The organism is Arthrobacter phoenicis (assembly GCF_047238215.1).
Lineage (GTDB): Bacteria > Actinomycetota > Actinomycetes > Actinomycetales > Micrococcaceae > Arthrobacter.
In genome coordinates this window covers 730,086-743,455 of the sequence record NZ_JBDFMK010000001.1, presented here as the reverse complement: position 1 = coordinate 743,455, position 13,370 = coordinate 730,086, and the positions used below count along the sequence as shown (strand labels likewise).

Here is a 13,370-nt window from a genome sequence, read left to right as displayed (position 1 = left end):
CATCAGGGGTTTGTAGTCAAGAAGTTAACGCAAGCGGCGGCGCGCCCCGCCCCGGGATCAGCCCACGAACCGGCTCACGGATCAGCGCACGGATCAGCCGTGCAGCTCCCGGTGCGCCCGGGCGAGCTCCCGGTAGTGCGCGGCGTTGTGGCGGACGCCGTCGAACTCCTCCTCCGTGAGTTCCCGGCGCACCTTGGCGGGCACGCCCGCCACCAGCGAGCGGGGCGGGATGACCGTGCCCTCGAGCACGACGGCGCCTGCCGCCACGAGCGAGCCGGTGCCGATCACGGCGCCGTTGAGGACGGTGGCGCCCATGCCGATGAGGCAGTCGTCCTCGACCGTGCAGCCGTGCACCACGGCGCCGTGGCCGATGCTGACGCCGGCGCCCACCGTGCAGGGGAAGTCCGGGTCCGCATGCAGCACCACGTTGTCCTGCAGGTTGCTGCCGGCGCCGACCCTGATGGCGGCGGTGTCCGCGCGGACCGTGACGCCGTAGAAGGCGCTGGAGTACTCGGCGAGGCTGGCGTTGCCGATAATCGAGGCGCTCGGGGCAACGAAGGCGGAGTCGTGGACGGCCGGGGTATCGCCGGCGAAAGCGTAAACGGGAGTCATGGACCCCAGCCTAGGACAGCGGCCGGACCTGCGGGAGCGTCGGGCGGGTTCGCGCCGGACGTGAGGGAGCGTCGGGCGGCAGGGATCAGGCGCGGAGGATCGTGAAGCCGGGTCCGGGTCCGGGGCCGGCGTCCGGGCCGGCCTGCGGGAGGACGACGGCGATCGGTGCCCCGGGGGCGGCTACGCGCCGGAGCTCGCGGGCCGCGTCGTCGGCCGCCTCGGCGTCGAGTCCGGCCAGGGCGTCGAGGGCCCAGACGGCCGGGAAGGCGGCATCCGCGAACGGCAGGGCGGCGGCGGTTGCCACCGAGGCGGAGAGGCCGTGGGCGCGGGCGGCGTGGATGTTCTCCTCGGAGGCGTCCACGCCGGTGAAGTGGAGCCCGGCGCGGACGAAAGCGAGGCCCTCGGCGCCCGTGCCGCAGTCCAGGCCCAGCACGGCGTGCCGGCCCTCCTCCTTGAGCAGGGCCACGAAGTCGTCCAGCCGCTGCGCCCCGTCGTCCATGGTCCAGGGCCCGGTCATGGGTGTGGTCATGGCTCCAGTAAAGGGCCCCGGCCGCGCGCGCAGCAAGAGCCTTCCACGTTACGACTAGCTGAAGACGACCGTCCGGTTCCCGTCCAGCAGCACCCGGTGCTCGGCGTGCCACTGCACGGCCTGGGCCAGGGTGCGGCCCTCGACATCGCGGCCCATCTGCACGAACTGCTCGGCGGTGCGCCGGTGGTCCACGCGGATGACCTCCTGCTCGATGATCGGGCCCTCGTCCAGTGCGGCGGTGACGTAGTGCGCGGTGGCGCCGATCAGCTTCACGCCGCGGGCGTGCGCCTGGTGGTACGGCTTGGCGCCCTTGAAGGAGGGCAGGAACGAGTGATGGATGTTGATCGCCTTGCCGGTCAGCTCGGTGCAGAGCTCGTCCGAGAGGATCTGCATGTAGCGGGCCAGGACGGTCAGTTCGACGTCGTGCTCGGCCATCAGGGCGCGGAGGGCGTCCTCGGCCTGGGCCTTGGTGTCCTTCGTGACGGGGATGTAGTGGAAGGGAATGCCGTAGAACTCGGCGAGGCCGGCGAGGTCGCGGTGGTTGGAGACGATCGCGGGAATTTCGATCGGCAGGGTCCCGGAGCGCTGCAGGAACAGCAGGTCGTTAAGGCAGTGCGCCGAGGTGCTGGCCATCAGCAGGGTGCGGAGCTTCCGGCCGGCCGGGTTCAGGTTCCACTGCATGCCGAAGGCCTGCGCCACCGGCTCCAGCGCGGCGAGCAGCTCCGACTCGGGGGCCGCCGTCGTCGCCTCCACCCGCATGAAGAAGGTGCCCGTCCCCTCGCTGCCGTACTGCTGCGAGTCCGTAATATTGCAGCCCGCCACCAGCAGGGCGCCGGCCACCGCGTGCACGATGCCGGGCCGGTCCGGGCAGGAGAGGGTGAGGATATAGGAGGCAGTCAGCTGGTCGTCAGTCACGATAGAACAGCCTACCCGCGGCTGGGATAGGCTTAACCTGTCGCAACTGGCGTTGGGTGGCTTACCACCAGGGAGCGGCACGCACGCAGACCACGGATCGTACGCCTGGGCCGAGGGTCATGTTTTTCCGGTTGGCAGCCCCGCGCTGCCCTCCCGCGGCCCCGTCATCTAGGGGCGCCGGCGCGGACCAGCCGGTAACCTGACCTCACAGCAGTGACCGTTGCCAAGCCAGGAGTTCTTCGTGACTACTTCCCTTCGCCTTTCTTCAGCAGCCGTAAGCAACCAGCCCCTCGCTGAACTCGATCCCGAGATCGCCGCCGTCCTGGACCAGGAGCTCGGCCGCCAGCGCGGCACCCTGGAAATGATCGCCTCCGAAAACTTCGCCCCCCGCGCCGTCATGGAAGCCCAGGGCTCCGTGCTGACCAACAAGTACGCCGAGGGTTACCCGGGCCGCCGCTACTACGGCGGCTGCGAATACGTCGACGTCGCCGAGCAGCTCGCGATCGACCGGGTCAAGGCCCTCTTCGGCGCCGAATTCGCCAACGTCCAGCCGCACTCCGGCGCGCAGGCCAACGCCGCCGCCCTCTCCGCGATGATCACCCCCGGCGACAAGATCATGGGCCTATCCCTCGCCCACGGCGGACACCTCACCCACGGCATGAAGCTGAACTTCTCCGGCAAGCTCTACGACGTCGCGGCCTACCAGGTCGAGGAAGACACCTTCCGGGTGGACATGGACAAGCTCCGCGAGCAGGCGCTCGCCGAGAAGCCCCAGGTCATCATCGCCGGCTGGTCGGCCTACCCGCGTCACCTCGACTTCGCCGCCTTCCGCTCGATCGCCGACGAGGTCGGGGCCCTGCTCTGGACCGACATGGCGCACTTCGCCGGCCTGGTGGCCGCCGGACTGCACCCGAGCCCGGTGCCGCACTCCGACGTCGTCACCTCCACCGTGCACAAGACCCTCGCCGGCCCCCGGTCCGGCGTGATCCTGGCCAAGCAGGAGTGGGCCAAGAAGATCAACTCCAACGTCTTCCCCGGCCAGCAGGGCGGCCCGCTCATGCACGTCATCGCGGCCAAGGCCGTGGCGTTCAAGATCGCGGCGGGCGAGGAGTTCAAGGAACGCCAGGAGCGCGTCCTCGAGGGCGCCCGGATCATCGCCGACCGGCTGAACGCGGCCGACGTCGCCGAGGCCGGCGTCTCGGTCCTCACCGGCGGCACCGACGTGCACCTGGTCCTGGTGGACCTGCGCAACTCCCAGCTGGACGGCCAGCAGGCCGAGGATCTGCTGCACTCCGTGGGCATCACCGTGAACCGCAACGCCGTCCCGTTCGACCCGCGCCCGCCCATGGTCACCTCCGGCCTGCGCATCGGCACCCCGGCCCTGGCCACCCGCGGCTTCGGCGCCGAGGAGTTCACCGAGGTCGCCGACATCATCGCCACCGCCCTCAAGGCAGGCACCGGCGCCGACGTCGAGGCCCTCCAGTCCCGCGTGGACAAGCTCGCCGCCGACTTCCCGCTGTACCCGCAGCACGAGCAGTGGTGATCCGGTTGACCAACGACATGACCGAAACCCACACCGCCCGCATCCTCGACGGCAAGGCGACCGCGGCCGCCATCAAGGCCGAACTGACCGAACGCGTCGCCGCCCTCAAGGCCCGCGGTGTTGTCCCCGGCCTGGGCACCATCCTCGTCGGCTCCGACCCGGGCAGCACCTGGTACGTCGGCGGCAAGCACAAGGACTGCGCCGAGGTGGGCATCACCTCGATCCGCCGCGACCTGTCCGAGGAGACCACCCAGGAGGAACTGCTGGCCGTGGTCCGGGAGCTGAACGAGAACCCGGAGTGCACGGGGTACATCGTCCAGCTGCCGCTGCCAAAGCACATCGACCAGGACGTCATCCTCGAAGCGATGGACCCGGACAAGGACGCCGACGGCCTGCACCCGATGAACCTTGGCCGCCTGGTGGCCAACGTGTCCGGCCCGATGACCTCCCCGCTGCCCTGCACGCCCAAGGGCTGCATTGAGCTGCTGACCCGGCACGGGATCGAGCTCAAGGGCAAGCGCGTCCTGGTGGTGGGCCGCGGTGTCACCATCGGCCGGCCCGTGGGACTGCTGCTGACCCGCAAGGACGTCAACGCCACGGTCATCCTGGCGCACACCGGCACCGTGGACCTGCCGGCCGAAATCCGGCAGGCCGACGTCGTCATCGCCGCCGCCGGCCAGCCGCACATGATCAAGGCCGCGGACCTCAAGCCCGGCGCGATCGTGCTGGACGTGGGCGTCAGCCGCGTGGACGACGGCAACGGCAAGGCCGTGGTGACCGGGGACGTGGAGCCCGCCGCGGCCGGCGTCGCCGCCTGGATCTCCCCGAACCCCGGGGGAGTGGGCCCGATGACCCGCGCCATGCTGCTGGCCAACGTGGTCGAGACCGCCGAACGTCAGCTCCAGGGCTAACCATCGCAACTGACTCGCAGCTCAGGCCGTTTTCAGCACCCATAACGGCCTCAGCTGCGAGTCAGTTGGGTATCCCGGCCTGAAAAGTCCGAAGAATTTACGAAAAGACTCTTTCATGGTTTGCCCGGATGGACTAGCGTGTTTCGGGTGCCTGAACTCGCCGCAAAAGAATCGCCCGTGGAAAGCGCCGCCGGATCCGGCCCCGCCCAGTACGTCATCACCGCAGAGAACCTGACCAAGAGCTACGGCGACATGACTGCCGTGGACGGGATCAGCTTCCGCGTGCCCGCCGGCGAGGCCTTCGGCCTGCTGGGCCCGAACGGCGCCGGCAAGTCCACCACCATGCGGATGATCGGCGGCGTCTCCCAGCGCACCTCCGGCTCCCTGACCATCATGGGCCTGGACCCGGAGCAGCACGGCCCTGAGGTCCGCGCGCACCTGGGCGTGGTCCCGCAGCAGGACAACCTGGACGAGGAACTCAAGGTCCGGGACAACCTCCTGGTCTACGGCCGCTACTTCGGCCTGCCGATGAGCTACCTCAAACCCAAAGCCGACGAGCTGCTCGAATTCGCGCAGCTGACTGACAAGGCCAAGGCGAAGGTGGATGCGCTCTCCGGCGGCATGAAGCGGCGCCTCACGATCGCCCGCTCCCTGATCAACGAACCGAAGATCCTGCTGCTGGACGAGCCCACCACCGGCCTGGACCCGCAGGCCCGCCACATCCTTTGGGACCGGCTGTTCCGGCTCAAGGAACAGGGCGTCACCCTGATCCTCACCACCCACTACATGGACGAGGCGGAGCAGCTCTGCGACCGGCTGATCGTGGTGGACAAGGGCCGGATTATGGCCGAGGGCTCCCCGGCCAGCCTGATCCGCGAATACTCCACCCGCGAGGTGCTCGAGCTGCGCTTCGGCTCCGCCCGCAACGCCACGGTCGGGGCGGAACTGGAAGGCATCGGCGAACGGGTCGAAACCCTCCCGGACCGCGTCCTGATCTACGCCAACGACGGCGAGGCCGCCCTGGAAGAGGTCTCCGCCCGGGGCCTCCGCCCCGTCACCTCGCTGGTGCGCCGCTCCTCGCTGGAGGACGTCTTCCTGCGCCTGACCGGCCGGAGCCTCGTTGACTAGGGACGCGACCGTGACCGGGCGCGCCCACGCGCCGCAGGTCTCCGCGGCAAGGGCCCGCCGCTGGGGTGCGTTCTACTACGCCGAACAGGTCCTGCGGGTGATGAAGGGCTACGGCTGGACCATCGTGATGTACGGCGTGGGCCAGCCCGTCGCGTACCTCTTCGCCATGGGCGTGGGGCTGGCAACGCTGGTGGACTCGAACTCCGCGGCGGCCTTCGGCGGCGTCAGCTACCTGACCTTCATCGCCCCCGCGCTGCTGATCTCCGCCGCCGTGATGACGGCCGCGAACGAGTTCACCTTCCCGGTGATGGACGGGTTCAAGTGGCGCCGGGTCTACTACGGCCCGCACGCCTCCCCGCTGACTCCGGAGCAGATCGCCGCCGGACAGATCATCGCCGTGACGGTCAGGTTCGTGCTGCAATCCGCGATCTACTTCGGTGTGGTGACCTTGTTCGGCGCCTCACCCAGCGGCTGGGGCTGGGTCTCGATCTTCATCGCCACCCTGGCCGGCCTCGCCTTCGGCCTGCCCCTGATGGCGTATGCGGCCCGGATCAAGGAGGACAAGGGCCAGTTCGCCATGGTGATGCGCTTCATCGTCATGCCGCTGTTCCTGTTCTCCGGCACCTTCTTCCCGCTGGACACCCTGCCGCTGGGCGTGCGCTGGGTCGGCTGGATCTCCCCGATCTGGCATGGCACGGAGCTGGGCCGGGTGGTCAGCTATGGCTACCCCGAGCCGGCCTGGCTAAGCGCCGTCCACCTGATTGTCCTCGCCGGCCTCACGGTCCTCGGCTGGGTCCTGACCCGGCGCCAGTTCGCGAAAAGGATGGGTGCATGAGCACGCTCGCCACCGCCGGACAGCACGACGGCGCCCCCAGCGTCACCGACGCAGCCCGCGCCCGCCGCTTCGGCCCGCTGTACTCGCGCAACGTGCGCGCCGTCGTCGCCCGCGGGCTGATGGCCACCAAGAGCAGCAATTGGATGGTGATGCTCTCGGGCTTCTTCGAACCCGTGCTGTACCTGATCTCGATGGGTGTGGGCCTCGGCGCGATCGTCGGCTCCGTGCAGGGTCCTGGCGGCCAGGAGATCTCCTACGCCGCCTACATCGCCCCGGCGCTGCTGGCGGTCTCGGCCATGAACGGCGCCGTGTACGACTCCACCTGGAACGTCTTCTTCAAGATGAACTTCGCCAAGCTCTACCAGGGGATGCTCTACACCTCGCTGGGGCCGATCGACGTCGCCATGGGGGAGATCTTCCTGGCCCTGCTCCGCGGCCTCATGTACGCCACCGGGTTTACCGCGGTGATGGGCGTGATGGGGCTGATCACCACCCCGTGGGCCATCCTGATGATCCCGGCCTCGGTGCTGATCGCGTTCGGCTTCGCCAGCTTCGGCATGGGCATCACCAGCTTCATGAAGACCTTCCAGCAGATGGACTGGATCAACTTCATCATGCTGCCGATGTTCCTCTTCAGCGCCACCTTCTATCCGCTTAGCGTCTACCCGGGACCCATCCAGCTGCTGATCCAGGCCATGCCGCTCTGGCACGGGGTGGAGCTGCTCCGCCAGATCAGCGTGGGCGCCTTCGACGCCTTCACGCTGCTCCACATCGGCTACTACCTGGTGATGATCGTGCTCGGCGTCGCCCTCACCACCAGTCGGCTGCGCCGGCTGTTCCTGAAGTAGGGGCCCCGGCAGCGGCAGCAGGCCCGGACGACGGCGGCCCGTTCGCCGGGGGTGGAAGCGCCGCTGGCGGTGCGCGCCGTTTGCGATAATGGACCCATGCGATCCCTCGGCAACCCTTCCTCCACCACGTCCCCGTTCGCCGCCGCCGGCAAGAACCCGATGTTCCGCATCGGCGGCCTCGGCATGACGGTGTTCATCATCGCCTTCCTGGTGGCCGTGATCTTCGCGGCGAACCAGAACGACGTCGTGGGGTGGGTTGTCGCCGTCATCGCCTTCTTCTGGCTGGCGCTGGCCTCCTTCGTGGTCTTCAGCATCCAGAGGGCCGCCAAGCGCGCCGGGGCCAAGATTAACGAGGCGCAGAACGCCTTCAACTCCGCCGTGGGCCGGGCGCCGTCGGCCGGCAGCGCCGACCACGGCGGCACCCGCGTCGTCGGGGAGCGCCGGGAGGCCGATGAGGTCCGCGACATGAAGCTGGACCACTCCTTCAAGATCGTCCAGGTGCAGGTCCGCGTCGTCGAGCAGGAACGGGCCAAGGGCGAGGCGTCGGACCAGGACACCATCCGCCGTGCCCTCGAGACGATCGAAATCACCGCCACCAACGCCCGGGACATGATCAAGTCCGGCGGCGGTTCCGACGAGCCGGTGAGCGGAACCATCATCGACTAGAGTGGATCGGGTGAGCTCGGCATTGGAGAAGGACCACCTTCGCATCGCAACGGTCAACGTCAACGGCCTTCGCGCCGCCTACAAAAAGGGCATGGCGGAATGGCTGGCGGCGCGCGAGGTGGACATCCTCTGCCTGCAGGAGGTCCGCGCGCCCGACGCTGTGGTCCGTGACCTGCTCGGCGACGACTGGCACATCCTGCACGCCGAAGCCGAGGCGAAGGGCCGCGCCGGCGTCGCCATTGCCTCCCGTACCGAGCCGACGGCCACCCGGGGACACATCGGCGAGGACTACTTCGCTACCGCGGGCCGCTGGGTGGAGGCGGACTACATGGTCCGCGACGCCGCCGGGAACCCCGCCACGCTGACCGTGGTCAGCGCCTACGTCCACTCCGGCGAGGCCGGGACCCCGAAGCAGGACGACAAGTTCCGCTTCCTGGACCTCATGCTGACCCGGCTGCCGGAACTGTCCAAGCACAGCGACCACGCCCTGGTGGTGGGGGACCTGAACGTGGGCCACACGGAGCTGGACATCAAGAACTGGAAGGGCAACGTCAAACGTGCCGGCTTCCTGCCCGAGGAGCGTGCCTATTTCGACCGCTTCATGGGCGAGGAGATCGGCTGGAAGGATGTTCACAGGGGCCTGGCGGGTACCGTCAACGGCCCCTACACTTGGTGGTCGCAAAGGGGACAGGCCTTCGACAACGACACGGGCTGGCGGATTGACTACCACCTCGCCACCCCCGCCCTCGCCGCCGCAGCGGTGCAGGCCGTCGTTGACCGGGCGCCGTCCTGGGATACCCGCTTCTCCGACCACGCCCCGCTGGTAGTGGACTACCGGCTCTAGTTCAAGGCTTTCCCCATGACCTCTCCCGCCACCGCGTCGCTGATCCCCGACGCCACCCCCTCCACCGACGCCGCACCGGCGGCCGCCCCCGGCACCCGCCAGCGCATCCTCTCGGGAATGCAGCCCTCCGCCGACTCCCTGCACCTGGGCAACTACCTCGGCGCCTTGGTGAACTGGGTCCGGATGCAGGACGAATACGACGCCGTCTTCTTCATCCCGGACCTGCACGCCATCACCGTTCCGCAGGACCCGGCCGAGCTGGCGAAGCGCACCCGGGTGACCGCCGCCCAGTACATCGCCGGCGGCGTCGACGTCGACAAGTGCACCCTGTTCGTCCAGTCCCAGGTTCCCGAGCACGCGCAGCTGGCCTGGGTGCTGAATTGCATCACCGGCTTCGGCGAGGCCTCCCGGATGACCCAGTTCAAGGACAAGGCGCTCAAGCAGGGCTCCGACCAGGCCAGCGTGGGCCTGTTCACCTACCCGATCCTGCAGGCGGCCGACATCCTGCTGTACAACCCGCACGGCGTCCCCGTCGGTGAGGACCAGCGCCAGCACGTCGAGCTCAGCCGCGACCTCGCCCAGCGCTTCAACTCCCGCTTCGGCGAGACCTTCACGGTGCCCCAGCCCTTCATCCAGAAGGGGACAGCGAAGATCTACGACCTGCAGAACCCGACGGCGAAGATGTCCAAGTCGGCGGAGTCCCCGGCCGGCCTGATCAACCTGCTGGACGAGCCGAAGCTGATCGCCAAGCGGATCAAGTCCGCGGTGACCGACACCGGGACTGAGATCCGCTTCGACCGGGAGAACAAGCCGGGCGTCTCCAACCTGCTGACCATCTACTCGGCCATCACCGGCCAGACCATCGAGCAGCTCACCGAGGCCTACGAGGGCAAGATGTACGGCCACCTCAAGGTCGACCTGGCGGAGGTGGTGACGGCACACCTGAGCCCGATCCGGGACCGCGCCAACGAACTCCTGGCCGACCCGGCCGAGCTGGACCGCCTCCTGGCGGTCGGCGCGGACAAGGCCCGGGAAGCCGCGTCGGCCACCCTCAAGGACGTGTACGCCAAGGTAGGCTTCCTGCCGTACGCCGGGGCACGGGGAGACATCTAGGGCAATGTCCTCCGCCAGCAACGTCACCGCGAGCGAAACCGGCACGTCCACGGGTCTGTCCCGGGACACCGGCGGCACCGCCCCCTCGGCGGCCGCGCCCGCGGGACAGGATATGCACGCTTCGGAGGACGGCATCAGCATCGGTGTGATCCTGGGCTTCCCGCCCAGGATCGCCGAGGAGCTGCGGCGCTGGCGGGCCTCCTTCGGGGACCCGCTGGCCGCCACGGTGCCCGCCCACATCACGCTGGTCACCACCACCACTACCCGGGACTGGGAGGCCACCCGGCGGCACGTCCGCGAGGTCGCCGGCCGGCAGGAGCCCTTCACGGTCACGATTGCCGGTACCGGATCCTTCCGGCCCGTCTCCCCGGTGGTGTTCCTGAAGGTGGAGGAGGGTTTCGGCGAGTGCGTGAACCTGCACCGGCAGCTGCAGCGCGGCCCGCTGGAGCGCGAGCTGCCCTTCGCCTACCACCCGCACGTCACGGTGGCCCACGACGTCGCCCCGGAAAGCCTCGATGAGGCCGAAACGGCGCTGAAGGATTACAGGGCAAGCTTCCCGGTGGCTAGCATGGGTCTTTACGAGCACGATGACAACGGCATCTGGCAGCTACGGGAAGAACTGGACTTTGGCAGCGAACGTGACCACCACCGAGGCGAAGGCGCCCCAGAAGGCCCCCGCTAGCCCACCCGCACCCACGGACCTGCCCGGGCTGCGCTTGGAGGTCATCCACAAGCGGATGGACTGGGTCAAGGCACGCCGCTCCGGTGGCAACGTCCTGGCGGGATTGCCGCTGCTGTTCGCGAAGATCAACACCTTCCGTCCGCAGCGGGCGTTCATGCACTACAACCTCCAGCGCGGTCCGCTCCTGAGCGCTGGTATCGGCTTCCGGATGTTCTTCTCCATCACCGGCCTGCTGGCCACCGGATTCTCCCTCGCCGGGCTGATCCTCAACGGCCAGCCCGCCCTGCTGGAACAGATCATCCGCAGCGTCGCAGGCGCCGCCCCCGGCCTGCTCAAGGTCAACGGCGGCCCGGGCCTGGTGGACCCGCACCAGTTGCTCAACCCGTCCAACCTCGGCTGGACCGCCCTCATCGCCGCCGCCGTCACCGTGTTCACCGCGCTCGGCTGGATCAGTGGGGTCCGCGACGGCGTCCGCGGCATGATGCAACTGGGCCCACGGCCCATCCTGCCCGTGCTGCAGATCCTGCGCGACGCCGGAACCCTGCTGCTGCTCGGCGCCGCCCTGGTGGTCAGCGCGGGCGCCTCCTTGGTGTTCGGCACCGCCGCCGACTGGGTGGCCGGCCTGCTGCACCTGGACCCGCTGCTGGCCGGTCCGCTGACCACGTCGGTGACCATCGTGGTGCCCCTGCTGCTGGCCTGGGGGACCGCCCTGATCATGTTCCGGGTGGCGGCCGGGGTGCGGCTGTCCCGGCGGGCGCTGCTGGAGGGCACCATCATGGCCGCCGCCGGCACCACGGTGCTGCAGTTCTTCAGCACCCAGCTGCTGGCCAGCTCGGGCCGCAACCCGATCCTGGCCCCGTTCGCCATCATCATCGGGCTGCTGGTCTGGTTCAACCTGGTCAGCCAGGTCTACCTGGTCTCTGCCTCCTGGTCCGCGGTGCGCGAATCAGACCGGTCCGCCGGCCCGGCGGATAAGACCCTCGGCTGGGGTGCCCGCCAGGTCCAGCCCGGGCGGACCCCCGCCGAGCCGCGCGTCCGCCCGCGGCGGGCGCCGGCTAGTTTCCGGCGTCGAGGTATTGATCGGCCCACGCCGAAATAATTTTCGCCGCCCGTGCCGCCTGACCCTTCCCGGTGAGCAGGTGGTCCGAGCCCTCCAGGGAGACGAAGTTCCGCGGGTGCCGCGCGGTCTGGAAGATGCTGCTGGCGTTCTCGATGCCCACCGTGCTGTCCGTGGGGGAGTGCAGCACCATCAGCGGCTTGTGCAGCCGGTGGATGCAGTCGGTGAGGTCCGCGTTCTCCAGGTCCTCCACGAAGTGCCGGCGGATCTCCACCCGCTTGCCGCCCAGGTCCACCTCGGCGCTGCCCTCGCTGAGGATCCGGTCCAGGGCCGCGTCGAAGACGTGGGCCACGTGCTTGGGTGAGAACGGCGCTCCCACCGTCGCCACCGCATCCAGTTCCGGGATGCTGTGGGCAGCCGCGAGCACGGCGGCGCCGCCGAACGAGTGGCCCACCAGCAACGACACCGGCCGCCCGGAGGCACGCATGAACTCCGCCGCCCGGACCGTGTCCGCCACCTTGTGACTGAAGGACCCGGCCGACCATTCGCCCGCGGAGCCGCCCAGGCCCAGGTTGTCGAAGCGCAGCATGCCCACCCCGTTGTCCGCCAGCGCCTTGCACATCCGGGAGGCGGCCGGGCTGTCCTTGCCCAGGGTGAAGCCGTGCGAGAACACGCCCCAGCCCTTCACCGGCCCCTCGGGCAGGTCGATGACCCCGGAGAGCAGTTCGCCGGTGGAACCTTCGAAGGTGACTTTTTCGGAGCGGGACACGGGGGCCTTTCGACGGAGACAGTTGAGGGGGAGGGGGAGGGGGAGGGGGCGGGAAAACGACGACGGCGCCCCCACCCAAAGGTGGAAGGCGCCGTCGTCGTGGTGCTGCTGTGCCCGCGAGGGCTCAGCGGTGCTTAGACCTTGCGGGACAGGATGGCCTGCTTGACCTCAGCGATGGCCTGCGTGACCTGGATGCCGCGGGGGCATGCCTCGGTGCAGTTGAAGGTGGTGCGGCAGCGCCACACGCCTTCCTTGTCGTTGAGGATCTCCAGGCGCATGTCGCCGGCATCGTCGCGGGAGTCGAAGATGAAGCGGTGCGCGTTGACGATCGCGGCCGGGCCGAAGTACTGGCCGTCGGTCCAGAACACCGGGCAGGACGAGGTGCACGCGGCGCACAGGATGCACTTGGTGGTGTCGTCGAACCGCTCACGGTCCTCGGCGGACTGCAGGCGTTCCTTGGTGGGCTCATGGCCGCGGTTGATCAGGAACGGCATGACCTCGCGGAAGGACTGGAAGAACGGCTCCATGTCCACGATCAGGTCCTTTTCGACCGGCAGGCCCTTGATCGGCTCGACCGTGATGGGCTTGGTGGTGTCCAGGTCCTTGAGCAGGGTCTTGCAGGCCAGGCGGTTGCGGCCGTTGATGCGCATGGCATCGGAGCCGCAGACGCCGTGCGCGCAGGACCGGCGGAAGGAGACGCTGCCGTCCTGCTCCCACTTGATCTTGTGCAGGGCGTCCAGCACGCGGTCGGTGCCGTACATGGTGACCTGGAAGTCATCCCAGGTGGCCTCCTCGGAGACCTCGGGGTTGTAGCGGCGCACGCGCAGCGTCACGTCGAAGGACGGGATTTCCCCGCCGCCGCCGACGCCGGCGGGCAGTTCGATCTTGGAGGCTGGCTCAGCGAGTTCAGCGGTCATC

15 protein-coding genes and 1 riboswitch are annotated in these 13,370 nt (G+C 69.0%); of the genes, 10 read left to right on the top strand and 5 right to left on the bottom strand.

The window, feature by feature from the left end:
• Positions 1–93 precede the first annotated feature (93 nt).
• The 3 genes from ABC337_RS03325 to purU form a co-directional block, all read right to left on the bottom strand.
• Positions 94–612, bottom strand: a complete 519-nt coding sequence (locus tag ABC337_RS03325) for a gamma carbonic anhydrase family protein (protein WP_412882379.1) — start codon at positions 610–612, stop codon at positions 94–96.
• Positions 613–697: 85 nt separating this feature from the next.
• Entirely contained in the window at positions 698–1,141 is a 444-nt protein-coding gene (locus tag ABC337_RS03320) for a methyltransferase domain-containing protein (RefSeq protein ID WP_412882380.1), read from the bottom strand.
• A gap of 54 nt (positions 1,142–1,195) precedes the next feature.
• Positions 1,196–2,056 carry a formyltetrahydrofolate deformylase gene (purU, locus tag ABC337_RS03315; protein ID WP_412882381.1) on the bottom strand — a complete coding sequence of 287 codons (861 nt, stop codon included), beginning with the start codon at positions 2,054–2,056 and terminating at the stop codon, positions 1,196–1,198.
• A 32-nt stretch (positions 2,057–2,088) separates the two neighbouring features.
• Positions 2,089–2,174, top strand: a riboswitch (ZMP/ZTP riboswitch).
• Positions 2,175–2,297: 123 nt separating this feature from the next.
• Between purU and glyA the strand changes: the two genes are divergently transcribed.
• The 10 genes from glyA (at position 2,298) to ABC337_RS03265 (ending at position 11,725) form a co-directional block, all read left to right on the top strand.
• On the top strand, positions 2,298–3,599 hold the full coding sequence (glyA, locus tag ABC337_RS03310) for a serine hydroxymethyltransferase (RefSeq protein WP_364136760.1): 1,302 nt from the start codon (positions 2,298–2,300) through the stop codon (positions 3,597–3,599).
• A 17-nt stretch (positions 3,600–3,616) separates the two neighbouring features.
• Positions 3,617–4,510, top strand: coding sequence for a bifunctional methylenetetrahydrofolate dehydrogenase/methenyltetrahydrofolate cyclohydrolase (locus tag ABC337_RS03305; RefSeq protein ID WP_412882382.1), 894 nt, complete (start codon positions 3,617–3,619; stop codon positions 4,508–4,510).
• Positions 4,511–4,762: 252 nt separating this feature from the next.
• Positions 4,763–5,638, top strand: coding sequence for an ABC transporter ATP-binding protein (locus ABC337_RS03300; protein WP_290258869.1), 876 nt, complete (start codon positions 4,763–4,765; stop codon positions 5,636–5,638).
• A gap of 10 nt (positions 5,639–5,648) precedes the next feature.
• Positions 5,649–6,473, top strand: a complete 825-nt coding sequence (locus ABC337_RS03295) for an ABC transporter permease (RefSeq protein WP_412882383.1) — start codon at positions 5,649–5,651, stop codon at positions 6,471–6,473.
• The gene (locus ABC337_RS03290; RefSeq protein ID WP_412882384.1) at positions 6,470–7,321 is read left to right on the top strand and encodes an ABC transporter permease; all 852 of its coding nucleotides are present in this window, start codon (positions 6,470–6,472) and stop codon (positions 7,319–7,321) included. The genes ABC337_RS03295 and ABC337_RS03290 overlap by 4 nt, the downstream gene beginning before the upstream one ends.
• Positions 7,322–7,417: 96 nt before the next feature.
• Entirely contained in the window at positions 7,418–7,987 is a 570-nt protein-coding gene (locus ABC337_RS03285; protein WP_412882385.1) for a hypothetical protein, read from the top strand.
• Between the two features lie 10 nt (positions 7,988–7,997).
• Entirely contained in the window at positions 7,998–8,831 is an 834-nt protein-coding gene (locus tag ABC337_RS03280) for an exodeoxyribonuclease III (RefSeq protein WP_412882386.1), read from the top strand.
• A gap of 15 nt (positions 8,832–8,846) precedes the next feature.
• Positions 8,847–9,944: a tryptophan--tRNA ligase gene (trpS, locus tag ABC337_RS03275; RefSeq protein WP_412882387.1), complete on the top strand. Its 1,098-nt coding sequence runs from the start codon at positions 8,847–8,849 to the stop codon at positions 9,942–9,944.
• 112 nt (positions 9,945–10,056) lie between these two features.
• Positions 10,057–10,626: a 2'-5' RNA ligase family protein gene (locus ABC337_RS03270; protein WP_412883227.1), complete on the top strand. Its 570-nt coding sequence runs from the start codon at positions 10,057–10,059 to the stop codon at positions 10,624–10,626.
• Positions 10,571–11,725, top strand: a complete 1,155-nt coding sequence (locus tag ABC337_RS03265) for a YihY/virulence factor BrkB family protein (protein WP_412882388.1) — start codon at positions 10,571–10,573, stop codon at positions 11,723–11,725. Before ABC337_RS03270 ends, ABC337_RS03265 begins: the two co-directional genes overlap by 56 nt.
• On the opposite strand, the gene ABC337_RS03260 is transcribed toward ABC337_RS03265, so the two are convergent.
• Together ABC337_RS03260 and ABC337_RS03255 are read right to left on the bottom strand one after the other, a co-directional pair.
• Positions 11,682–12,452: an alpha/beta hydrolase family protein gene (locus ABC337_RS03260; RefSeq protein WP_412882389.1), complete on the bottom strand. Its 771-nt coding sequence runs from the start codon at positions 12,450–12,452 to the stop codon at positions 11,682–11,684. The two genes, ABC337_RS03265 and ABC337_RS03260, sit on opposite strands and share 44 nt — an antisense overlap.
• Positions 12,453–12,586: 134 nt before the next feature.
• On the bottom strand, positions 12,587–13,369 hold the full coding sequence (locus tag ABC337_RS03255; RefSeq protein ID WP_290258846.1) for a succinate dehydrogenase iron-sulfur subunit: 783 nt from the start codon (positions 13,367–13,369) through the stop codon (positions 12,587–12,589).
• Between the last annotated feature and the right edge of the window lies 1 nt (position 13,370).

Coding starts and splice junctions, on each gene's coding strand:
- ABC337_RS03325 (WP_412882379.1), bottom strand. CDS start 612: ATGACTCCCGTTTACGCTTTCGCCGGCGATACCCCGGCCGTCCACGAC.
- ABC337_RS03320 (WP_412882380.1), bottom strand. CDS start 1,141: ATGACCACACCCATGACCGGGCCCTGGACCATGGACGACGGGGCGCAG.
- ABC337_RS03305 (WP_412882382.1), top strand. CDS start 3,617: ATGACCGAAACCCACACCGCCCGCATCCTCGACGGCAAGGCGACCGCG.
- ABC337_RS03300 (WP_290258869.1), top strand. CDS start 4,763: ATGACTGCCGTGGACGGGATCAGCTTCCGCGTGCCCGCCGGCGAGGCC.
- ABC337_RS03290 (WP_412882384.1), top strand. CDS start 6,470: ATGAGCACGCTCGCCACCGCCGGACAGCACGACGGCGCCCCCAGCGTC.
- ABC337_RS03285 (WP_412882385.1), top strand. CDS start 7,418: ATGCGATCCCTCGGCAACCCTTCCTCCACCACGTCCCCGTTCGCCGCC.
- trpS (WP_412882387.1), top strand. CDS start 8,847: ATGACCTCTCCCGCCACCGCGTCGCTGATCCCCGACGCCACCCCCTCC.
- ABC337_RS03270 (WP_412883227.1), top strand. CDS start 10,057: ATGCACGCTTCGGAGGACGGCATCAGCATCGGTGTGATCCTGGGCTTC.
- ABC337_RS03255 (WP_290258846.1), bottom strand. CDS start 13,369: ATGACCGCTGAACTCGCTGAGCCAGCCTCCAAGATCGAACTGCCCGCC.